25 protein-coding genes are annotated in these 23642 nt (G+C 28.7%); 23 read left to right on the forward strand and 2 right to left on the reverse strand.

The window, feature by feature from the left end; translation table 11 throughout:
* Positions 1 to 6 precede the first annotated feature (6 nt).
* From FMG_RS03810 to FMG_RS03880, 15 genes are all read left to right on the forward strand, one after another.
* On the forward strand, positions 7 to 1083 hold the full coding sequence (locus FMG_RS03810; protein ID WP_012290573.1) for a metallophosphoesterase family protein: 1077 nt from the start codon (positions 7 to 9) through the stop codon (positions 1081 to 1083).
* A complete protein-coding gene (locus FMG_RS03815) occupies positions 1080 to 3332 on the forward strand; it encodes an ATP-binding protein (protein WP_012290574.1) in 2253 nt (750 codons plus the stop codon). Before FMG_RS03810 ends, FMG_RS03815 begins: the two co-directional genes overlap by 4 nt.
* Positions 3333 to 3334: 2 nt before the next feature.
* Positions 3335 to 4015, forward strand: coding sequence for a metallophosphoesterase (locus tag FMG_RS03820; protein WP_012290575.1), 681 nt, complete (start codon positions 3335 to 3337; stop codon positions 4013 to 4015).
* 1 nt (position 4016) lies between these two features.
* On the forward strand, positions 4017 to 4559 hold the full coding sequence (locus FMG_RS03825; protein ID WP_012290576.1) for a class IV adenylate cyclase: 543 nt from the start codon (positions 4017 to 4019) through the stop codon (positions 4557 to 4559).
* Between the two features lie 19 nt (positions 4560 to 4578).
* Entirely contained in the window at positions 4579 to 6645 is a 2067-nt protein-coding gene (topA, locus tag FMG_RS03830) for a type I DNA topoisomerase (RefSeq protein ID WP_012290577.1), read from the forward strand.
* A gap of 115 nt (positions 6646 to 6760) precedes the next feature.
* The gene (rpsB, locus tag FMG_RS03835) at positions 6761 to 7570 is read left to right on the forward strand and encodes a 30S ribosomal protein S2 (RefSeq protein ID WP_002838265.1); all 810 of its coding nucleotides are present in this window, start codon (positions 6761 to 6763) and stop codon (positions 7568 to 7570) included.
* A 78-nt stretch (positions 7571 to 7648) separates the two neighbouring features.
* On the forward strand, positions 7649 to 8323 hold the full coding sequence (gene tsf / locus FMG_RS03840) for a translation elongation factor Ts (protein ID WP_002838199.1): 675 nt from the start codon (positions 7649 to 7651) through the stop codon (positions 8321 to 8323).
* Between the two features lie 121 nt (positions 8324 to 8444).
* Complete coding sequence (gene pyrH, locus FMG_RS03845; protein WP_002838447.1) at positions 8445 to 9164, forward strand: UMP kinase; 720 nt, start codon at positions 8445 to 8447, stop codon at positions 9162 to 9164.
* On the forward strand, positions 9157 to 9714 hold the full coding sequence (frr, locus tag FMG_RS03850) for a ribosome recycling factor (RefSeq protein WP_002838260.1): 558 nt from the start codon (positions 9157 to 9159) through the stop codon (positions 9712 to 9714). The genes pyrH and frr overlap by 8 nt, the downstream gene beginning before the upstream one ends.
* A gap of 206 nt (positions 9715 to 9920) precedes the next feature.
* The gene (locus FMG_RS03855; protein ID WP_012290578.1) at positions 9921 to 11690 is read left to right on the forward strand and encodes a C40 family peptidase; all 1770 of its coding nucleotides are present in this window, start codon (positions 9921 to 9923) and stop codon (positions 11688 to 11690) included.
* A gap of 98 nt (positions 11691 to 11788) precedes the next feature.
* Positions 11789 to 12427, forward strand: a complete 639-nt coding sequence (locus FMG_RS03860; RefSeq protein ID WP_012290579.1) for a helix-hairpin-helix domain-containing protein — start codon at positions 11789 to 11791, stop codon at positions 12425 to 12427.
* A 13-nt stretch (positions 12428 to 12440) separates the two neighbouring features.
* Entirely contained in the window at positions 12441 to 13505 is a 1065-nt protein-coding gene (gene selD / locus FMG_RS03865) for a selenide, water dikinase SelD (RefSeq protein ID WP_012290580.1), read from the forward strand.
* Positions 13506 to 13512: 7 nt separating this feature from the next.
* Entirely contained in the window at positions 13513 to 14211 is a 699-nt protein-coding gene (locus tag FMG_RS03870; protein ID WP_002838404.1) for a response regulator transcription factor, read from the forward strand.
* 40 nt (positions 14212 to 14251) lie between these two features.
* A complete protein-coding gene (locus FMG_RS03875; RefSeq protein ID WP_012290581.1) occupies positions 14252 to 14836 on the forward strand; it encodes a peptidylprolyl isomerase in 585 nt (194 codons plus the stop codon).
* 1 nt (position 14837) lies between these two features.
* A complete protein-coding gene (locus FMG_RS03880; RefSeq protein ID WP_012290582.1) occupies positions 14838 to 15470 on the forward strand; it encodes a thymidine kinase in 633 nt (210 codons plus the stop codon).
* Positions 15471 to 15491: 21 nt separating this feature from the next.
* Here FMG_RS03880 and FMG_RS03885 read toward each other — a convergent pair whose 3' ends face one another.
* The gene (locus tag FMG_RS03885; protein WP_002841719.1) at positions 15492 to 15962 is read right to left on the reverse strand and encodes an S-ribosylhomocysteine lyase; all 471 of its coding nucleotides are present in this window, start codon (positions 15960 to 15962) and stop codon (positions 15492 to 15494) included.
* A gap of 8 nt (positions 15963 to 15970) precedes the next feature.
* Entirely contained in the window at positions 15971 to 17074 is a 1104-nt protein-coding gene (rodA, locus tag FMG_RS03890; protein WP_012290583.1) for a rod shape-determining protein RodA, read from the reverse strand.
* 74 nt (positions 17075 to 17148) lie between these two features.
* Here rodA and FMG_RS03895 point away from each other — a divergent pair, with 74 nt between their 5' ends.
* The 8 genes from FMG_RS03895 to FMG_RS03930 all read left to right on the forward strand — a co-directional run bounded on the left by FMG_RS03895 (position 17149) and on the right by FMG_RS03930 (position 23637).
* A complete protein-coding gene (locus FMG_RS03895; protein WP_002841740.1) occupies positions 17149 to 17982 on the forward strand; it encodes a deoxyribonuclease IV in 834 nt (277 codons plus the stop codon).
* Positions 17963 to 18589 carry an endonuclease III gene (gene nth / locus FMG_RS03900; RefSeq protein ID WP_002838210.1) on the forward strand — a complete coding sequence of 209 codons (627 nt, stop codon included), beginning with the start codon at positions 17963 to 17965 and terminating at the stop codon, positions 18587 to 18589. Before FMG_RS03895 ends, nth begins: the two co-directional genes overlap by 20 nt.
* A 67-nt stretch (positions 18590 to 18656) precedes the next feature.
* Complete coding sequence (gene pyrB / locus FMG_RS03905; protein ID WP_002841720.1) at positions 18657 to 19577, forward strand: aspartate carbamoyltransferase; 921 nt, start codon at positions 18657 to 18659, stop codon at positions 19575 to 19577.
* On the forward strand, positions 19577 to 20005 hold the full coding sequence (locus FMG_RS03910; RefSeq protein ID WP_012290584.1) for an aspartate carbamoyltransferase regulatory subunit: 429 nt from the start codon (positions 19577 to 19579) through the stop codon (positions 20003 to 20005). The genes pyrB and FMG_RS03910 overlap by 1 nt, the downstream gene beginning before the upstream one ends.
* Positions 20005 to 21201 (forward strand): dihydroorotase, encoded by a 1197-nt coding sequence (locus tag FMG_RS03915; RefSeq protein WP_012290585.1) that lies wholly within the window; start codon positions 20005 to 20007, stop codon positions 21199 to 21201. The genes FMG_RS03910 and FMG_RS03915 overlap by 1 nt, the downstream gene beginning before the upstream one ends.
* On the forward strand, positions 21188 to 22039 hold the full coding sequence (gene pyrF, locus FMG_RS03920; RefSeq protein ID WP_012290586.1) for an orotidine-5'-phosphate decarboxylase: 852 nt from the start codon (positions 21188 to 21190) through the stop codon (positions 22037 to 22039). Before FMG_RS03915 ends, pyrF begins: the two co-directional genes overlap by 14 nt.
* Entirely contained in the window at positions 22032 to 22748 is a 717-nt protein-coding gene (locus FMG_RS03925; RefSeq protein WP_012290587.1) for a dihydroorotate dehydrogenase electron transfer subunit, read from the forward strand. Before pyrF ends, FMG_RS03925 begins: the two co-directional genes overlap by 8 nt.
* Positions 22741 to 23637, forward strand: a complete 897-nt coding sequence (locus FMG_RS03930; protein ID WP_012290588.1) for a dihydroorotate dehydrogenase — start codon at positions 22741 to 22743, stop codon at positions 23635 to 23637. The genes FMG_RS03925 and FMG_RS03930 overlap by 8 nt, the downstream gene beginning before the upstream one ends.
* Positions 23638 to 23642 lie beyond the last annotated feature (5 nt).

A 23642-nucleotide genomic window follows, 5' to 3' on the forward strand; every position in this document is an offset into this window, starting at 1 on the left:
TTTATTTTGAAGTTTATACATGCAGCTGATTTTCACTTAGGCATGAAATTTGAAAAATCTTCAATTCCTCAATCTATGTCTAAAATAAGGAGACAAAGAATTTGGACATCGGTTGAAAAATTAATCAAATATAGCATTGATAAAAATGTTGATTATATTTTTTTGTCTGGAGATTTGTATAATTTAGAGAATTTTAGCATAAGTGATATGAATCGTTTAATTGATTTATTTTCCAGGACAAATTCACAAATTTGTATTATTGGTGGAAATCACGACCCTATATACAATGATAATTTATGGGATATGGTAAATATTAGCGATAATATAAATGTTTTTAAAAAGGATTGTCTTGAAAAAATAGAATTTGATGATACTGATGTTTATGGCATAACCTACAATAAAAATAATTACGATTTCATGGATATTTTTAATGATCTAAAACTAGACAAATTAAAAACTAATGTTTTAATGATACATTCTGATTTATTGAATGATAATAATAGTTATATGTTTTTTGATCAAGAAAAAGTAAATAATTTGGGCTTTGATTATGTAGCGTTAGGGCATATACATAAACCTACGATTTTTAATGATAAATTTGTGTATCCAGGCTCGATAGAACCGTTGAGTTTTAAAGAACAGGGAAGGCATGGAGCGGTTATAGGTAGTATAGTTGATAATAAACTAGACATGGATTTTTTAGATTGTTCTGAATCAAATTTTAATGAGTTTGAATATAATATATCAGATAAATTTAGTTATTATGATTTAGTTGGTGCGTTATCTAAATGTTTGCTCGAAGATAAGAAAAATTATATTAGAATTAATCTAAAAGGACAATTAGAAGATGGATTTGATCTGGATATAGATTCGTTACAAGAAAGTTTAAAAAAATATTGTGAATATGTAGTAATTGTTGATAATACAGAATCAAATATAAATTTGGATAAAATTTATGAATTCAATAGAAATAATGTGCTGGGTTACTTTATTGAAGAGACAAAGAACTTGGATTCAAATGATCCTATAGTTAAAAGAGCAATTGATTTAGGAATTCATTCTTTGATGGAGAATAATTTATGAAAATTATTAGATTAGATTTGATATCGTTTGGCAGATTTAATAATTACACAATAGAATTTGGAGACAAATTTAATCTAATTTACGGGTTAAATGAATCAGGGAAAACCACTATATCCAAATTTATTGAAGGTGTATTTTATGGATTTGTTAAACCTTATTTAAAGAGAACTGTTTATACTGAAGATTACGAGAAATACCGCCCTTGGAATAACGAAAACTATGAGGGCAGTATTTTAGTGGAGAAAGATGATAAAAGATATGTAATATATCGAAATTTCAAAGAAAAATATTTTAATATTTTTAACGAAACTACAGGTAACAATGAAACTGATTTAGATGGGTTTAACAGAGATAATTTGTCTTTTCCTGGTGAATATTTTTTCAAAATGCCTTCGGATATTTTTACATCAACTGTTTTTTCTAACTTAAAAGAACTAGATTCAGAAAATAAGAATGTGAATTCTATTGTAGATATGCTATTGAATTCATCAGATAGTAATAATGATTCAGTTTCGTTTAAAAAAGCTCTCGATAATTTAGAGAAGATGAAGTCGAGTATAGGAACAAAACAATCTAAATCCAAACCCTTGGGTAGTTTGTATCAAAAAAAGTTTGATTTAGAGGATGAAATCAAAAATATTAACAATGATAAAAAAGAGTACGAAGATAGTTTAAACAAATTAAATGAGTACAAATTTAAACATGAAAGTCTGATTTTAAATAAAGAAAAATTAGTTAGTTTGCATAAGAAAAATGATATTGAAAAAATAGAAGATGCAAAAAATTATAAAATGCAGATTTTAAAAGAAAAAGCAAGCTTACTAGATACAATATCAAAGATAAAATACATCAATGATATTAATGAAAATGATGTTAATAGTTTGGAACATGAGAATAAAATATTAAATGAAAACAGAATTAAATTTAATGAGTTATCGAAGAAGAAAAAATTATTAAATAAGGATTACTACCAATTAAAAGCAAAATTAAGTAACTATGAAACAATTAGTAAGTATATTGAAGAAATTAATAATTTAAATGGAAAGTTAAATGGAATTGCTAAATTAAACATTAAATTAATTGTTATTGGACTTATATTTACAATTATTGCTTCTGCAATGATTTATATGATGGGAAAAACAAAAGAATTTGTTATTGCTCCTATTTTATTTGTTCTGTATTATATTGTGGTTATTTTTTTGAGTAAACTTAGGAAATTATCTTTTACTCGTCAATTAAATAAAATTGTGCAAAAAATTAATCAAATTACAAATATGAGATATAAAAGCCACAATGAAGTAATTAATGATTTTAGATACGATTCAAATATGGATAAAAGTATTGATTATTTGAACACTTTGGAAGAGCAAATTAAAGGTATTGACTTAAGACTAGATTCTATTATTAATGAAGATGAAAACTCTAAGTCTAAAATTAACAGTATTTTATCTTCATCAAAAAACTTGAAGAATATCGATGTTGAAGATTATAGAAGAAAAAGGATAGAGTACGATCAATTGATTCATAGAATTTCAGATAAAGATGATCAACTTCAAAAGATATCATCTGAGTATGATTTTAGTATTTTATTGGATAATGTGGATTCGGATTCAATAAAACTAGATGATAATGATATAAAAGATATCAATGTACTTAATAAAGAAATTGATGAATCTATCGAGAAAAATGCGAAATTATATGAAAGGACTAAAATCCTTGAAAAATCAGTAAATCTATTACTAGAAAAAGAAGAAAAATTATCAGATATCAATGAGAATATTCAAAAATATGAAAATGAAATTATATCTATAGAATTAGCTATGGATTTAATTAATAAAAGTATAAATAAACTACACAAAAATTTTATTCCAAGAATTAACAAGAAAGTCTCAGAAATGATGGCATATTCAACTAAAGACAAGGACAGATTCAGAGTTGATGAAAATTTAGATGTTAGTATTTATGATGGAGTAAAGTTTTACGAACAAAAACATTTAAGCTCCGGAACATTTGACTTGCTTTCTGTTTTTATCAGAATAAGTGTACTCGAAGAATTAATGGGTCTTGATTATTTGATGATATTAGATGATTGTTTTGTTCAATTAGATGATGTAAGATATAAGAAATGTCTTGATTTGTTATTTAAAATTTCAAATAATAATCAAATAATACTTTTTTCTTGCCAAAACAGAGATGAGCAATTGTTGAATGAACTAGACATAATATATAAGAAAATTGAGTTAAAGTAATTATGATATATGCAATAGGTGATTTACATCTGGATTATACAAAAGAAAAATCGATGGATGTGTTTGGTGATAATTGGGATAATTATGAAGAAAAGATATTTCATAATCTAGGAAAACTGAATGATCAAGATATTATTCTTATACCTGGGGATATTTCCTGGGCTATGCAATTAGATGATGCACTTGTAGATTTAAAAAGAATTGATAAGAGCCCTGGCAGAAAAATATTAACTAGAGGTAACCATGATTATTGGTGGTCAGGTATAAGTAAACTAAGAAAATTAGATTTAGAATCTATTAGTTTTATTCAAAATGATTCACTTGATTTAGGAGATATTAATATATGTGGCTCGCGTGGATGGCTTGATCCGACAAGTAAAGAAGCTACAGAAAAAGATGAAAAAATTTTTCAAAGAGAAATATTAAGAGTTAATATGAGTTTGGAAAGTGTTAGAAATGACAATGATATTATTATGATGCTTCATTATCCACCTTTTGATATTAACAAACAGCCCAATGAGTTGTTTAATTGTTTAAAAAATTATAATGTTACAGATTTAATATATGGACATTTACACGGTTACGGTCATCTAAATGTCGTACAAGGGAAAATTGATGGAATAAATGTACATTGTGTATCATCAGATTATATAGATTTTAAAGTTAAGAAAATTAAGGAATAATATGGAAAAAGAATTAGAATGTAAGGTGTTTACTGATGATTTTAATGCTTTAATGGATAAAGCTATTGAAATGGGAGCTAAAATGATAGCTCACGAAATACAAGATAATATTTTAATCGAATCTAATGATTTTGATTTAATTAATAATAGTGATTATCTTAGAATTAGAATTACAGAAGATATTTTCAATAACAAAACTAAGAAGTATCTGACTTATAAAAAAAGGATTAATGATACAAATGTTAGACATTATGATGAATATACTATAGAATTTGATAACGAAGAAAACTTGAAACAAATATTAAGATTTGTTAAATTAGATAAGCAATCTTCATCTAAAAAAGAAAGAAAATCTTTTGAGTTTATGGGTGCAAGATTAGACTTTGATCGTTGGGATAAAGATTTTTATCCATACCCATATTTAGAAATTGAAGTTAAAAATGAAGAACATTTGACTCAGATTATAAATAAATTGGGAATAAGAAAAGATCAAATTTCTACAGAATCTATAAGTGAATTAAGATTAAAATTACAAGAAAATTAATAGAAAGGATAGACTTTTAATGGCAAACAAAAAGCTAGTAGTAGTGGAATCTCCAACCAAAGCAAAAACAATTCAAAAAATGTTAGGCTCTGGATATAAAGTTGTAGCTACTATAGGTCATTTAAGAGATTTACCGAAAAGCAAACTGGGGATAGATATAGAGAATGATTTTGAACCACGATATATCAATGTTCGTGGTAAAGCTAATGTTATTAATGCTTTAAAAAAAGATTATAAGAATTCTCAAAAAATATTCTTGGCAACTGACCCTGATAGAGAAGGAGAAGCCATTTCTTGGCATTTGTGCTATTTATTAGGAATAAATCCGAAGGAAGAAAATAGAGTAAAATTTCAAGAGATAACAAAAGACTCCGTAAAAGAAGCAATCAAAAAGCCGGAAGCTATTGATTTAAAATTGGTAGATGCTCAACAAGCAAGAAGAGTTTTGGATCGTATTGTAGGTTATAGCATTTCTCCATTATTATGGAAGAAAGTTAAATCAGGACTAAGTGCTGGTAGAGTACAGTCTGTAGCATTAAGACTAATTTGTGAAAGAGAAAAAGAAATAAGAGAGTTTGAGCCAGAAGAATACTGGTCAATTCATGCAAACTTATCAAAAGATAAATTAGATTTTGATTCTGAACTATATTATTCAAAAAGCGATAAATCTAATAAAATAAATATAAAAAACAAAGATGAAGCTGATAAAATTTTAAATGATTTATCTGATAAATTCGTTGTAGACTCAATAAAGCAACAAAAAAAAGCAAGAAAACCATACGCTCCATTTACAACATCGACACTTCAACAAGAGGCATATAAAAAGTTATATTTTCAAACGTCAAAAACGATGAGAATTGCTCAACAGCTATATGAAGGAATTAGTTTGGGAAGCGAAGGGTCAGTAGGTTTGATTACTTATATGAGAACTGATTCAACAAGGATTTCTCAGGTTTGTGTTAATGATTGTTTAGATATTATTAATGAGCTTTATGGAAAACAATATGCAACAAGAGGATATGATTATTCCAAAAAGAAAAAAGGATCACAAGATGCACACGAAGGAATTAGACCATCGTCTGTAAAAAGAAGACCGAATGAAATTAAAAAATATTTGACCGAAGATCAATACAAACTATATAAGTTGATTTGGGAAAGAACTGTTGCTAGTCAGATGAAAGATGCAAGATATTTATCTACATCAATTGATTTTGATAATAATGGATACACCTTTAGATCTAATGGCAATGTTGTTATTTTTGATGGATTTACAAGAGTTTATTCATTAAACACTAAAGATAGTGAATTACCAGAATTAAAAGATAGAGAAGCTATATCTTCAAATGAAATCGAACCTAAACAGCACTTTACTAAACCAAAACCTAGATATACAGAAGCAAGTTTGGTAAAAACGCTAGAAGAAGATGGTATTGGTAGACCAAGCACTTATGCGTCTATTATTAGCAGTATTTTGTCCAGAAATTACGTTGAACTTAAAGAAAAAAAATTCTATACAACTGAAATTGGTGAAAAAGTTTGTGAATTTGTAGTTAAATACTTTGATTCAATTATCAATGAAAAATTTACTGCAGAGATGGAGAATGAATTAGATAATATTGCCGAAAACGACGTTGAATGGAAAAAAGTAATTAGAGATTTTTATAATGGATTTAATGAAGATTTAGTTAATGCAAAAAATGCACAAGATAAATTTAAAGTTAAAGATGAACCAATTGGAAGAAAATGCCCAGAATGTGGCAATGATTTGGTAATAAAGCATGGAAGAAACGGAAAATTTATCGGATGCAGTGCATTTCCTGAGTGTAAGTACACAGAAACGATAGTAAAAGATACAAAGGTAAAATGTCCAAAATGTGGACATAGAATTATTGAAAAAGTGTCTAAAAGAGGTAAGGTTTTTTATGGATGCGAAAATTATCCAAATTGTGACTTTGCTTTATGGGATAAACCTACTGGAGAAAAATGTCCTGAATGTGGAAGCTTATTAGTTCATAGAAAAAATAGACGTGGTGAATCCGTACTTTGCTCTAACGAAAAATGTAATTATAAAAAGCTTGAAAAATAAAATTATTTATGATATACTTTCTAAGTAAAACACACAGCCGATGATACAAATACAGTTGCTTAAATGTCGTATTTGTAGGTGAGTCGTCTGGAGGAAAAAAAACGGAGGTAGAAAAATGTCAGTAGTATCAATGAAATCATTGTTAGAAGCTGGGGTTCACTTTGGACATCAAACAAGAAGATGGAACCCAAAAATGTCAAAATTTATATTTACAGAAAGAAATGGAATCTATATAATAGATCTTCAAAAAACTGTAAAACAAATTGACGATGCTTACAATTATGTAAGAGACATCGTTGCAGATGGTGGAGAAGTGCTTTTTGTTGGAACAAAAAAACAAGCTCAAGAAGCAATTGAAACAGAAGCAAAAAGATGTGGACAACACTTTGTAAGCCAAAGATGGTTAGGTGGTATGTTAACAAACTACAAAACTATCAAAACAAGAATTAATAGACTTCACAAATTATATGAAATGGAAGAAGATGGAACTTTCGATCTTTTACCTAAAAAAGAAGTTAGCCAATTAGAAAGAGAAAGAGAAAAACTTGAAAAAAATCTTGGCGGTATCAGAAAAATGAACAAAATGCCAAGTGTACTTTTCGTAGTTGATCCTAAAAAAGAATACATTGCTGTTCACGAAGCAAAAATATTAGGAATACCAGTAGTAGGTATTGTAGATACAAACTGTGATCCAGATGAATTGGATATTGCTATTCCTGGTAATGACGATGCAATTAGAGCTGTAAAATTATTAACATCTACAATTGCAGATGCTGTTATAGAAGCAAATCAAGGTCGTGAAGATTCAGAAGATGTTTATTCTGAAACTGAAAATGATACTGAAGAAACAGATGAAGAATTAGTATCAGAAGAAGATTTAAAAGAATTTGTAGAAAATTCTGAAGAAGAATCAGACGAAGAATAATAATATATAAGCGACAGTTAAACTTAAAATTAAATAATTGTTTGACAGTCGCTTTTTAATTTAATTGGAGGTAATAAAATGGCACAAATTACTGCTAGTATGGTTAAGGAATTAAGAGAAAAAACTGGTGCAGGAATGATGGATTGCAAGAAAGTTCTTTCTGAAGCAGATGGAAATATTGAAAAAGCAGTTGAGCTTTTAAGAGAAAAAGGACTTGCAGGAGCAGAAAAGAAAGCTGGAAGACTAGCATCTGAAGGTATTGTTGAAACTTATATTCACGGAGGAAAGATAGCTTCTTTAGTTGAAATTAACAGTGAAACAGATTTCGTTGCTAAGAATGAAGAATTCAAAAATTTTGCAAAAGATATAGCAATGCAAGTTGTAGCATCTAATCCAAAATATGTAAGTCGTGAAGAAGTTCCAGCTGAAGAAGTTGAAAAAGAAAAAGAAGTTTTAATTCATCAAGCATTAAATGAAAATGATGGAAAAAATATTCCTGAAGATAAAGCAAAAATGATTGCTGAAAAGAAAGTAGAAGGAAGAATTAATAAATTCTATTCACAAATTTGTTTGTTAGAACAACCATTCATTAAAGATCCTAATAAAACTGTAGAACAATTACTAACAGATTTAATTGCAAAAATTGGTGAAAACATTAAAATTCGTAGATTTGCTAGATTTGAAGTTGGTGAAGGTCTAGAAAAGAAAAACGAAGATTTTGCTGAAGAAGTAAAAAAACAAATGGGTCAATAAAAATTATTGCTGCAATATTTATATTGCAGCTTTTTTATTTTACATATTATCATATTGATTTTAAAATCTTAATTTGGTATGATTAATTAAAGAAAACCTTATTATTAATTAGGAGGAAATTTTGAGTTTAAAATATAAAAGAGTTCTATTAAAATTAAGCGGTGAAGCTTTAAGTGGAGATCAAGGACATGGACTAGATGACGATATTATAGAAAGCATTTGTGATGCCATAAAAGTTGTTCATGATGAAGGGTTAGAAATAGCTATAGTTGTTGGTGGTGGTAATTTCTGGCGAGGTAGATCTTCTAAAATAGATAGAGCCACATCTGATTCAATGGGAATGTTGGGTACAACTATAAATGCTTTAAGATTACAAGCATCATTAGAGGCAAAAGGTATTCAAACTAGGGTTCAAACTGCGATAGATATGAAACAAGTTGCAGAACCTTATATTAGAAGAAGGGCTATAAGACATATCGAAAAAGGTAGAATTGTAATATTTGCAGCAGGAACTGGATTGCCTTATTTTTCAACTGATACAACAGCGGCTTTACGTGCAGTAGAAATTAATGCAGATGTTATCTTAGCAGGCAAAAGAGGAACTGACGGTATATACGATTCTGATCCAAATAAAAACAAAAATGCCATTAAATATGATAAATTAACTTATATTGATATTTTGAACAAAGGTTTAGGTATAATGGATGCAACTGCTACATCACTTTGCATGGAAAATAATATGGGTTTAGTGGTATTTGGAATAGATGATCCTAAAAATATAATTAGAGTTTCTCATGGAGAGAATATAGGAACAATTGTTGAGGGGGATAAAAATGAGTAAACAAATTTTAAAAGATATGGAAACAAAAGCTGACAAAACATTACACGCACTAAAAGAAGAGTTAAAAACAGTAAGAGCTGGACGAGCTAATCCAAGTATATTGGATAACATTATGGTAGAATATTATGGCACTTCAACACCTTTAAAACAAGTAGCTACTATTTCTGCACCTGAAGCTAGACTACTTACAATTCAACCATGGGATAAATCTATAATGAAAGAAATCGAAAAACAAATTCAAGCTTCAAATTTGGGAATTACTCCTTCTAATGATGGAACTATTATAAGATTACCATTTCCACAATTAACTGAAGACAGAAGAAAAGAATTGACTAAGGTAGTTAAAGAATATGGTGAAAAATCAAAAGTTACTATTAGATCTATAAGAAGAGATTTTGTAGACGATGCAAAAAAAATGGAAAAGAATGCAGAAATTTCTGAAGATGAATTACACGTACTATTAGATGATATCCAATCTTTAACAGATAAATTAACAAAAGAAATTGACAATATTGTTACTGATAAAGAAACAGAATTAATGGAAATTTAATAAATTAATATTGATTAAAAAATCTATTCTAATGAGAATAGATTTTTTTTTGGTAAATAAATCAAATTGTAAAATCTCCAATTATGACAAAAATGTTACAATTATTACTTTTTTGAAACTTATTTGTAACTTTTTTGTTGAATTTACTTGACATATGTTTTTTATTCTTTTAATATAATCTTAGGATGTATTAGGAGGAAGTTAATATGAATAAAAAAGGACTTGGCTTATCTATAGGATTGGCTTCAGTTATAGCTGTAGGAACTTTTGTATCGCCTTATTTAAGTTCTACAACTTTAATAGGAGACAATAGTATTGAATCAAATCAATCACTTGATTCAAAATATTCAGTTGCAGTAAAAAACGACTCGACATTGAATCAAAGAGCTGAAGAAAAAGAAAAAGCACTTAATGAAATAAGAAATTCACAAGTAAGAAACGTATTAAATGATTCCACAAAAACAATATCTAAAAAACAAGATGATAAATCTAAAGAAGAAATTAATTCTGAAACAAAACAAGAAAAAACAAATAAGCAAGAATTGATTGCTTTCAGTAATAACGTTTCTACATATAAAAATAAGAGTGAAAAAGTAGATACAAAAAAGGATTCAAATAATAAAGAAGAAAAACATGCAAAAGAAGTTATTGGGAAAACTTCTGTAGCTGAAAATTCAAAAAAATCAGAATTAAAGAAAGAAAAATCTGAAGTTGCTTCATTAACTCTTTCAAGAAATTCTGAAAATGAAGAAGAAAAAATTTATTCAAACATAACAAAATCAACAACTGGAGATTTGTTTGTAAGAGAAAAAGCGGATAAAGATTCTGAAGCAATAGGTGTTTTGCCAAAAGATACTAAAGTTGTTGTTAAAGATAATAGCGATAATGCTTGGGCAAAGATTAACTATAAGAACAAAGAAGCATACGTAAGTAAGAGCTTCTTAGCTAATGAAAAATCAAATAAAAAAGTAATTTCAGAAAGCAAAAAGGAAGTTTCTAAAAAAAGTCCACAAACTAAAACTGAAAAATCTGAAGGAAAATCTAAATCCTCTGAAAAATTAGTAGAAATGTGGGTTAAATCTCCAGTTTATCTAAGAAGCGATAAATCAATCAGTTCTGATAAACTAGGTGTTTTAGAAAAGAACACTAAAGTACAAGGTAAACTTGAAGATGGATGGTTTAAAACTTCTGCAAATGGGAAAAATGGTTTCATTAGTTTAAAATATTTGCAAAATAAAGAAATAAAAGAAAAAGCATTCGATAAAATTCAAACTTCAGAAATTAAAAGTAATGAGCAAATAAAAAGCTCAAAATCTACAAGCTTTGAAGGAACAAACTATACAGGATACGTAAAAGAATCTGTAAATGTTAGAGATAATGATAGCATGGATTCTAATGTTGTTTCAGTATTAGAAAAAGGCACTAAGGTTAGCGGAATCAAAGGAAAATATTGGATTAAGATTTCAGAAGGAAGATATATTTCCGTAAATTATGTACAAGATGATAAGGTTGATTTAAACCAATCAAGTAATGCAGAATCGACAGATTCATATAAAAAAGAATCTAAAGCTAAAGTTGTAAGATCTAACGAAGGTGGTTCTGGAAGTGCTGTGGCACAAGCTGCATATAATTATTTGGGAGAAAAATATGTATGGGGTTCAGCTCAACCAGGCGTAGGATTTGATTGTTCAGGATTAACAAGCTATTTATATAATAAAGTATGTGGTATATCGCTTTATAGAAACTCAGCAGCGCAGTCAAATAATGGATATCCTGTAAGTAAAAATAATTTAAAGCAAGGAGATTTATTGTTCTTTAGCACAAATGGTTCTGGAAGTATATCACATGTTGGTATTTACGTAGGAAATGGAAAAATGATTCATGCCTCAACTCCAAGTACAGGTGTAATTATTTCAGATATTGATTCGAATTATTATTCGGATACATTCGTAACAGCTAGAAGAATTCTTAATTAAAAATATAGGCTATTAGTATTAATACTAATAGCTTTTTTTATTGGACGAATTGCTTAAGCTTGTGATATTATTATATATATGGATAAAAGAGGCGTGTTATGAACTTCAATTTTTCTAAGGATAAGATTATCATAGGTATAGCAATTATTGCTTTAGCTGGTTTTGGTTACTATAAATCAAGTTCTGATAGTTTAAATAGTAATCAGATTCAATCTATTGTTGATACAAAACAAAATGATAATATAAATAATCAATCAGAAGTTGAGAATAAAGAAAATGAAGATAATTCTTCGAAAATGTGCCAGATAGATGGTTGTGTTAATAAGCCAGGAGTTTACTCTTTTAAAAAAGATGATAGAATTAAAGATATTATTGATTTAGCTGGTGGATTTACAAAAGATGCTGATACTAAGAGTGTTAATTTGGCAATGAAGCTAAAAGATGAAATGAAAATTTTTATTCCATCAAAAAATGAAATTTCAAAGCTACAAAACCATAATACCGAAAACTCCCAGATAGTTACGTTAAAGGATAATAACTCTACCAATCTTGTAAATATCAACACTGCAGATAGCAATAAACTACAAACATTACCAGGAATTGGACCTTCTAAAGCAAAGAAAATAATAGAATTTAGAGAGAAGAATCAATTTAAAAAAATTGAAGAACTAAAAAATGTCGATGGTATAGGTGAAAAAACTTTTGAATCATTAAAAAGTTTAATAACTATAGATTAAAGGAGATAAAAAAATGTTAGACAAAAAGTACAAAACAATTAAACCAGAAGATGTAAAATTAACTGAGTTTACTCAAACGGCGGGATGTGCAGCAAAAATCGGACCGGGCAAGTTGGCTGAAGTGCTAAGCCATCTTGAAAAAATTAATGATGAAAATCTAGTTGTTGGGTTAGATACAAGTGATGACTGTGCAGTATATAAAGTAAGAGATGATTTATGTTTAATTCAATCTTTAGATTTCTTTACACCAGTTGTTAATGATCCATACACATTTGGTCAAGTAGCTGCAGCAAACTCTTTAAGTGATTTATATGCTATGGGATCTGATCCTTTGTTAGCCTTAAATATTGTTTGTTTTTCAGATTGTATGAATCAAGATATTTTAGTAGAAATATTAAAAGGTGGAGCTGATAAAGCTAAAGAAGCTGGATGCCTTTTAGTAGGTGGACACACTATACAAGATGATGAACCTAAATATGGTCTATCTGTAACTGGAATCAATCATCCAGATAAAATCTGGGCAAATTCCACTGCTAAGGTAGGAGACGTTATTGTTTTAACTAAAAAGCTAGGAGTAGGGATTGTAAATACAGCTATTAAAGGCGGAATGGATAATCAAAAATTATTTGACGAAGTTATCAAATCTATGTCTACTTTAAATAAATATGCCAAAGAAGCTTGTGACGGATTAGATGTTCACGCTGCTACTGACGTAACAGGATTTGGATTATGTGGCCATGCTCTAGAAATGGCAAAAGGTTCAGACTTGACTATAGAAATTGATTCTAAAAACTTACCTATCTTTGAAGGTGTGGAAGAATTCGTTAATTTGGGTTTAGTTCCAAAAGGAGCGTATGATAATAGAAACTTTATTAGAAATGATGTAAAAATTAGCAAAAATGTAAGTAGCTTTGTAGATGATGTAGTTTTTGATCCTCAAACTTCAGGTGGATTATTAATTGCTTTATCAGAAGATGACGCTAATAAACTTGTTAAGAAGCTTCATGAATCTGGACAAGTTGGAAATATTATCGGAAAAGTAAAAGAAAAGGCAGATCACTTTATAGAAGTTATCTAATTGATTTATGAAACTTAGAATTCTATTAGTTTTTCCTTCAAGCGTCTATAAAGATGAGATTATTCTTAATTTTTCAAATGATGAAAATTATGAAGTATCTGAATGTTCAACAATTCAAGACGCACTTGAAAAACTAAAAAAAGGTTACTACGATTTTTTGCTGTGTGATATGAATTTTTCGGATGGGACAGGTTTAGATTTCAAAAAGGAAATTAGTAAATTATATTCTATTCCTACAATTTTTGTTAGTGATGAATCCGATGATATGAAAAAAATTTTGGCTCTTGAATATGGAGCGGATGATTATGTAGTTTATCCATTTAATATGCTGGAGCTTAAGGCTAGAATTAGAGCTGTTCTTAGAAGAACAAAATCAGATTTTGATAGTGAAAACAAAAATTCAAATATAATGCAAATAGGTGGATTCGAGTTCAATCTGATATCACGAAGTGTAAAGAGATATGGTCAAGATGTCGAGTTAACTGGAAGAGAATTCGAATTACTATATGCACTTGTTTCTAATAAAGATAAAGTTCTCTCAAGGAAGGAATTAGCAGCGAAATTATGGGAAGACGCACAATCTCATATTCGAACTGTAGATGTTCATATTAAAAGATTAAGAGAGAAAATCAAAGACAACGAATCAATAATAATAAGAACAAAATGGGGAGAAGGATATTACTTCTCTTCAAATACAAAACTTTAAACTGCTTTTATAAAGCAGTTTAATTATTTATGGAGGAAATATGTATCAAACAGATATACCTAAAAAAGATCAATTAATTGCAAATATAACTACAAATTTAGGAGAAATAAAAATTTGCTTGTTTGAAAATGATGCTCCAAATTGTGTAGAAAACTTTGTGACTCATGCAAAAGAAGGATATTATGATGGAACAATTTTTCATAGAGTTATTAAAGATTTTATGATTCAAGGAGGAGATCCACAAGGAAGTGGATACGGCGGAGAAAGCATTTGGAAAAAGCCATTTGAAGATGAATTTTCTGAAAATTTAAAAAATATAAGAGGAGCATTATCAATGGCTAATTCTGGGCCAAATACAAATGGATCTCAATTCTTCATAGTTCAAAATAATTCAATTAGAAAAGATTATATTAAATATCTTGATGAATGTGATTTGAACGAAGAACAAAAAGATTTTTATAAAAATAATGGCGGTTGTTTTTGGTTAGATGGAAAGCATTCTGTATTTGGGCAAGTTTTTGAAGGAATGGAAGTTGTCGATAAAATCGCAAAAGTAGATACTGATTTTTCAGATAAACCTTTAGAAGATATTATGATTAAATCAATAGAAATTTCAAGGAGTTAGTATGCATCAATATAAAGGTAAATTAATAGTGCATACCGGATCTATGTTTTCTGGGAAAACATCTAGTTTGTGGAAAGAAGTAAATAGATTTAAGATTGCTAAATATAATGTTGTTGTATTTAAACCGAGGATGGATTCTAGATATTCCAAGGAAAAAGTAGTAACTCATGATAAAAACGAAATAGAAGCAATAAATGTTGATAATATTGATGATATAGTCGAGTATACAAAAACTCATGATGTTAATGTAATTGCAATAGATGAGATACAATTTATAAATTCTAAAGCTGATCATTTTGTAAAACAAATTAATTATCTTTTAGAGAAAGGATTTACAATAATAGCTGCTGGTCTTGACATGGACTATAAAGCCAAGCCATTTCAACTTGTCAAGGAATTATTACCAATATGTGATTACGTAGAAAAGCATCATGCGGTGTGTGCTGTATGTGGAAACGACGCATGGGTAAGTTATCGTATATCAGACGATAAAAACAGAATACAGTTGGGAGCTAATGAAGCATATATGCCGTTATGTAGAAAACATTATATTGAAAAAATGAATGAGAAGAGATTTACTGAACTTCAAACAACGTATTTAGATAAAAATAGAGCAAAGAAAAACACAATTTAGATAAACTAAATTGTGTTTTTTCTATTCTGGATATATTAAATTTTCTTTTTTTATGTTATTTATAACATTTAAATATTTATTAGAGTAGAATTTCGCCATACTTAAATTCATATCTGAATAATTCCCACAGTCTTTAGCTGATTGACCAGGTATTTCACCTTCGTAATTAGATATAAATTCAAAAAGCTCTTTAATTAAATCTACGATATCTTCAGATTTTTTATCTCCAACTAATATTAAATAAAAACCTGTTCTACATCCCATCGGTCCAAAATAAATTACTTCATTTTCTAGTTTGTTTCTTAAAAAAGTAGCTCCTAAATGTTCTATTGCGTGAACTTCTGCTGTGTTCATAACGGGTTCTCTATTAGGCGCTGTTATTCTTAAATCAAAAGTAGTTAGTACTTCATTACCTAAATAGTCTTTTCGTGATACATAAATGCCTGGCATTAATTTTAAGTGATTAATTTTAAAACTTTCTATTTTATTCATACTTCCTCCTAAATGAAATTTAATGGATCTTTTTGAATTGATGACGATATTATCAAACCAATTGAAATTAAGTTAATAATTTGAAATGTTCCACCATAACTAAAGAATGGTAAAGGAATACCTGTAATAGGCATTACGCCGACAGTCATTCCTATATTTTCGAATATGTGGAATAAGAACATCGCCGCAAATCCAATTGTTAATAATTGCGAGTATAAATTATCCGAATTTTGAGCGATAACCACACATCTGTAAAGCATTAAAGCGTATAATAAAATTAGAATAAATCCACCTAAGAATCCAAATTCTTCAACTAATACTGCAAAAATAAAATCTGTTTGTTTCTCAGGAATAAAATTATACTGACTTTGTACTCCTTTTAAAAAGCCTTCACCTGTAAATTTCCCTGAACCAATAGCAATTTTACCTTGAAGAGCTTGCCATCCTGTGTTTGATAAATCTCTTTCAGGATGAAGAAAATTTAGTATTCTATCTCTTTGAAATTGATCAAGTCTCAAATATAAAAAAGGTAAACTAACTATACCTAATATGATTGCACCTATCAAATACTTCCAGTCAATTCCAGCTGTGAATAACATTACAATTATTATAAATGTATATACCATAGCTGTTCCTGCGTCTGGTTGTTTTAAAATTAAAGCTACTGGAATGAAAGCAAAAATGAGTATTTTTAATAAAGTTTTTGGATTATTTAAGCTATTTTTATTGGATTCTATTATATTTGCAAGCGAAATAATAAGAACTATCTTCATTATTTCAGAAGGTTGAAAATTTATTGGTCCGAATTTAAACCAACTTCTAGCACCCCACTCGTCACCGACACCAAAAAATAAAACTAAAACAAGTAGAACATTACAAATTATGTACATTGGAATGTTAAGTTTTTTTATTATGTGATTATCAAGTGAAATTATAAATAAAACGATAATTATTCCAATAATTGTGGCAATAATCTGCTTTCTGAAATAGTGATTGGATAAACTTGAACCAGCACTGTATAAAACTATAAGCCCGTAAATTACAAGAATTACAACACTAATGATTAGAGTTTTATCTATTTTTGATACATTTTTTTTGTTAATATTAAACATGTCTCACTTCCTCATGTAGTATTATAACATACTTAAATAGCCAGGTGTGATATAATAATGACTTGGAGGTTATTATGAACAGAATAGGTTGTCATTTATCTACTTCGAAAGGACTTCACAAAACAATAGAACAATGTCTAGAAATAAATGCAGATACTTTTCAATTTTTTCCTCGAAACCCAAGAGGATCTAAGTCAAGGTTAATTCCTAAAAAAGAAATTGATAAATTCTTAGAACTAAGGAAGATCCATAATATAAACAAAATTGTATGTCATGGAGCATATACCATGAATTTATGTAGTGATAGAGAAGATTTAAGAAAATTGGCAGTCAAACTTATCAATGAAGATATGAAAAAAATTCAGGACATGCGTATAAATCATTATGTTCTTCATCCAGGAAGCCATAAAAATCAAGGGATAGAAGAAGGTCTAAAATTAATCGTTGAAGGTATAAACAAAGTTGATGTTTCTAATGGTCAAATGATATGTATCGAAACTATGAGTGGTAAAGGTAGTGAGCTTGGATGTGATATAGACCAAATAGCATATATTATAAATAACGCCAGCATTCCTTTATATGTTTGTATAGATACTTGCCATTTATTTAGTTCTGGAATTAGATTAGATAATTTTGATGATTATCTTGACGAATTTGATAAGAAAATTGGAATTGACAAGATAAAAGTAATTCATTGTAATGATTCTATGATGCCTTTTGGAGCAAATAAAGATAGACACGAGAAGTTTGGGAAAGGATTAATTGGAGAACAAGATTTATTTAATGTAATTTTTAACGAAAGACTGAAAGACAGGCCAATTATTTTGGAAACGCCTAATGACTTAGATGGATATAAAATAGAAATTGAAGAAATAAGGAGAAATTTTAATGAGTTACGACAAAATTAACAAAATTTTAGATGATTTAGATAGTTTATATCCTGATGCAAAAGCAGGGCTTGATTTTACAACACCTTTTGAATTATTGATTGCGACTATTTTATCAGCACAATGTACAGATGTTAGAGTAAATAAAGTTACAGCAGTTTTATTCAAAGAACACAATACTCCTAAATCAATATTAGATTTAGGAATAGATGGATTAACCAAATATATCAAAAGCTGCGGACTCTACAAAACAAAATCAAAAAATATAATAAACACATGTAATGTTTTATATCATGATTATGATTCAAAAGTTCCTGATAATATTGAAGAATTAATGAAACTACCTGGAGTTGGAAGAAAAACTGCAAATGTAGTTGTTAGCAATGCTTTTGATACTCCTGCAATCGCAGTAGATACTCATGTTTTTAGAGTAACTAATAGAATAGGAATAGTTAATGAAAAAGATGTATTAAGTACTGAAAAGGCGTTAATGAGGGTAATACCAAAAGAAAGATGGTCAAAAAGTCATCACTTATTTATTTGGCATGGAAGAAATATATGTAAGGCTAGAAATCCTAAGTGCGAAGAATGTATATTGAATGACAGATGTAAATTTTACAACTCATAATAAAAAAACTATTGACATAAATCTTTTTTGATGTTATTATAGTAAAAATTAATCAAAGGAGATAGTTATGTTAAAAAATAGAAATTTAATTAACGCGGATGATTTTAATGTAGAAGAGATAAACGAAATATTAAATTTAGCAGAAGAAATTATAAAGAGTCCTTCTGATTTTTCTAATTTATGTAATGGAAAAATCTTAGGGACTCTTTTTTTTGAGCCTTCAACAAGAACTAGATTAAGTTTTGAGTCAGCAATACATAGATTAGGCGGTGATTGCATAGGATTTTCCGAAAGCGCAAGTTCATCTACATCAAAGGGTGAATCTTTGGCTGATACAATAAGAACTGTATCGAATTATACAGATATAATAGCAATGAGAAACCCAAAAGAAGGTTCAGCAGTATTAGCTAGTTCATATGCAGAAGTTCCATTGATAAATGCAGGAGATGGCGGACATCAACATCCCACTCAAACATTGACAGACTTGCTAACAATTTGGATGACAAAGAAAAAATTAGACAATATGACTATAGGATTGTGTGGGGATTTGAAATTTGGTAGAACAGTGCATTCTTTAATAAAAGCTATGTCAAGATATGAAAACAACAAATTCATATTAATTTCACCAGAAGAACTTCAAGTACCAGATTATATTAAAATGTTTTTAAAATCTAAAAATATAGAATTCAAAGAGGTTGAAAAAATGGAAGACGTAATCGGAGAGCTTGATGTTTTATATATGACAAGAGTTCAAAAAGAAAGATTCTTTAATGAAGCAGATTATGTTAGATTAAAAGATTCATATATTTTAGATAATGATAAAATGAAATTAGCAACTGAAGACTTAGCTGTACTTCATCCGTTGCCAAGAGTGAATGAAATAGCTACTGAAGTTGATAGCGATCCAAGGGCCGTTTATTTCAAACAAGTTAGATACGGCGTAATTGTTAGAATGGCATTAATATTAAAATTATTAGGGGTGAGATAATGTTAAACATTAATAGTATTGAAAAAGGTATTGTAATTGATCATATTAAATGTGGAATGGGATATAAAATATTTCAACTTTTAAAGTTAGATAAAGCGGATTATACAGTAGCATTAATTATGAATGCGCAATCAGGTAAACTAGGAAGAAAAGACATGATAAAAATCGAAAATGTTATTGATATAGACTTCGATATACTTGGTGTATTTGATGATAATATGACTGTTAATGTAATTGAAAATGAAAAAATAAAAGAAAAAATCAACTTAAATTTACCAGAACATTTTGAAGGTTTTATTAAATGTAAAAATCCTAGATGTATAACTCAATCTGAACGTAGTATTGTACAAAAATTTAGCCTAGTAGATAAGGACACTAGAACATATAAATGTGATTATTGTGATCATCTATATAATGTGGAGGAATAATGAAATTACTGCTTAAAAATTGTCATATCATAGATAGAGATAAAGATATTTTTGCTGATATTTTAATAGAAAACGCTAAAATAAAAGCTATAGGACAAATATTAGAAGAATACGATGAAGTCATTGATGTTAACAATAAAATAGTAATGCCAGGTTTTATAGATTTGCATACTCATTTCAGATATCCTGGTCAAGAAAATAAAGAAGATTTATATACTGGTAGTCTATCAGCCCTTGCTGGAGGCTACACTAGTTGTAATTTAATGGGAAATACAAAACCAGTTGTAGATAATAACGAAATCTACAATCAAATTATAGATAAATCAAAAGAAATTGATTTAATAAATATATATCAATGCATGGCAACAACAAAAGACTTACAATCAAAAGAGATGATTAATTTTAAAAAAGCAGATAATAAAATTAAATTCTTCAGCGAAGATGGGAAAGGAATAACAGACTCTTTACTAGCTTTTAATATTTTTACAGAAATAGAAAAAATAAATAAGGGTATAATGATTCACGCTGAAGATCATAATCTAACTAAAATATCTACGAGATATGCAGAAGATTTAGAAACAATTAGAGATTGTTACTTGAGTTTGAAAACTGGATGTAGAGTTCATTTTTGCCATGTTAGCACTATAGATTCTCTAGAAGCAATAAAATTTTACAAAGGTAAAAAAGCGCCAATCACTTGTGAAGTTACTCCTCATCACATTTACATGAAAGATAGTGAATTTAGAGTAAATCCTTCTATAAGAACTCAAGAAGATATTGATTGTATCGTAGAAATGATAAAAAATAATACGGTAGATGCAATTGCAACAGATCATGCTCCACATACTAAAGAAGATAAAGATAACGGTGCATGTGGAATGATTGGGCTAGAAACAGCATTTAATATCGCATACAAAGTTTTACACGAAAATAATAATATTTCATTAAATAAAATTTCTGAATTAATGAGTTACAATCCAGCCAAAATATTAGGGGAAAGAAAGGGAGTTATTAACCCAACCTATGATGCAGATTTAGTTGTTATTGATATTGAAAAAGAAATTAAAGTTGAGAAATTTAATTCTAAATCAAATAACTCTCCATTTATTGGTGAAAAGTTTAAAGGTAGTATTGAAATGACTATTGTTAACGGTGATGTAAAATTTGAGAAAGGAGTTAAAAATGATAATAGATAAGCTTTCTAAAAGAATAAACGAAAGATCTATAGTATGTGTAGGCTTAGATACTAGTACAGATTATGTACCAGAGAAAATAAAAAAAGGTAAAAAAGTTAGCGAATATTTATTTGAATTTAATAAAGAAATAATAGATAATACAAAAGACTTAGTAGCATGTTTCAAAGTTCAAATCGCTTACTACGAAGCACATGGCATAGAAGGATTGATAGCATATAAAAACACTCTTAAATATCTTAAAGATAATGATTTGATTTCAATAGCCGATGTAAAAAGAGGAGATATAGCAAATACTGCTAAAGAATATGCGAAAGCACATTTCGAAGGAGATTTTGAAGCTGATTTTATAACAGTTAATCCATTTATGGGATATGATACATTAGAACATTACTTACCATATCTTGAATCTAAAGAAAAAGGGATATTCGTACTAATGAGAACATCAAATCCTGGTTCAAAAGACATTCAATATAAGGATTATAAAGGCCAACCATTATATTATGAAATAGGTGATAATTTAAACAAAATTGCTAAGGATTATCTTGGAGAATGTAATCTAAGTTGTTTAGGATTTGTAGTAGGTGGAACTCAAAGTGAAAATGCAAACAAAATAAGAGAAAGATATCCAAATATAATGTTTTTAATTCCTGGTTATGGCGCACAAGGGGCAAAACCTGAAGATATCAGAGTTTATCTTGACAATTTTAAAAAGGGAATTGTTAATTCATCAAGAGGTATAATATTGAATTACAGAAAATTTGATGATGGAGAAGAAAATATAGGTAAATATGCTAGAAAAGCTGTAGAAGATATGAGAAAGGATATTTACTGTGAATAAATATATCGATTCTGAAATATTACTTAATGAAGAAATAAGCGATGGGATTTTCAAATTAGTTTTAAAAGGAAAATTCGAAGGAAATCCTGGACAATTTTATATGTTGAGAGCATGGGATGAATCGCCGCTTCTTCCCAGACCTTTAAGTATTTGTGATTTAGATGAAGAAAGTATAACATTTTTATACGCAGTAGTAGGTAGAGGTACATCTATAATCTCATCAATGAGAGTAGGAGAAAGTATAAAAATTCTTGGGCCTTTAGGAAATGGATTCGAATTACATCCAGAAGCTAAATGTGCTATAGTTGCGGGTGGAATAGGAATTGCTCCAATGAAATATTTATCAAGAAAACTAAAAAACATTGATTTATACGTAGGATACAGAGACACTTCATACATGGAAGATGAGATTTTGAATAAAAATAGTACAATTATATCCACGGAGGATGGATCTATTGGGCTCAAAGGATATATAACTGAATATGTTAAAAATGAATACGATTATATTTATGCTTGCGGTCCAAACCCTATGATGAATTCATTGAAAAAAAGAAATCTGAATGCTATAGAATTTTATTCTTTAGAAGCACACATGGCATGTGGGATAGGGGCGTGTTTAGGGTGTACTGTTCATACAACAAGTGGTCTTAAAAGAGTTTGCAAAGATGGCCCTGTTTTTGAAAAAAATGAGGTGATATTTGATGCTTAAAACGAATTTCTGTGGAGTAGAATTCAAAAATCCTGTTGTTGGAGCTTCTGGTACTTTTGGATTTGGAAGAGAATATGAAAATTTTACAGATTTAAATAAATTAGGAGGTATCTCCACAAAAGGATTAACCATTCAAGCTAAAGATGGGAATACTGGTTTAAGAATTTATGAAACACCTTCTGGAATTATGAATAGCATAGGACTACAAAATCCATCGGTTCAAGAATTTATTAATAGAGACCTGGACTATATGTTATCCTTGGATACTGTTACTATTGCAAACATTGGTGGTTCCGATATAAAAAGTTATATTGAAGCTGTTGAACTTATATCAAGCACTGACATAAAAATAATTGAGTTAAATATTTCTTGTCCAAATGTTAAAGAGGGTGGAATGGCTTTTGGAATAAAATGCGATATAGCACAAAATGTCGTTTCAGAAGTAAGAAAACATACAGACAAAATTTTAATGGTAAAATTATCTCCTAATGCTAATGATATTGTAGAAATGGCAAAGACTTGTGAAGATTCTGGAGCGGATGCTATCAGCCTTGTTAATACTTTTAATGCACTAGCAATAGATATTAATAAAAGGAAAGCTGTATTTGATAATATAACTGCCGGTCTTTCAGGTCCTTGTATAAAGCCAATAGCGTTAAGAATGTGTAGAGATGTTTGCAAAAATGTTAAAATTCCAGTTTGTGGTATGGGTGGAATACAAAATTACAAAGATGCTTTAGAATTTATAATGGTCGGATGTCATTTAGTTCAAGTTGGTACAGCAAACTTTGTTAATCCAAATGTTATGGTTGAGATAGCAAATGGTATGGAAAACTATTTAAAAGAAAATGGTTTTAAATCTATAGAAGAAATAAGGAATATTATTTAGGGGGA

Source organism: Finegoldia magna ATCC 29328 (assembly GCF_000010185.1).
GTDB classification, from domain to species: Bacteria; Bacillota; Clostridia; order Tissierellales; family Peptoniphilaceae; genus Finegoldia; species Finegoldia magna_H.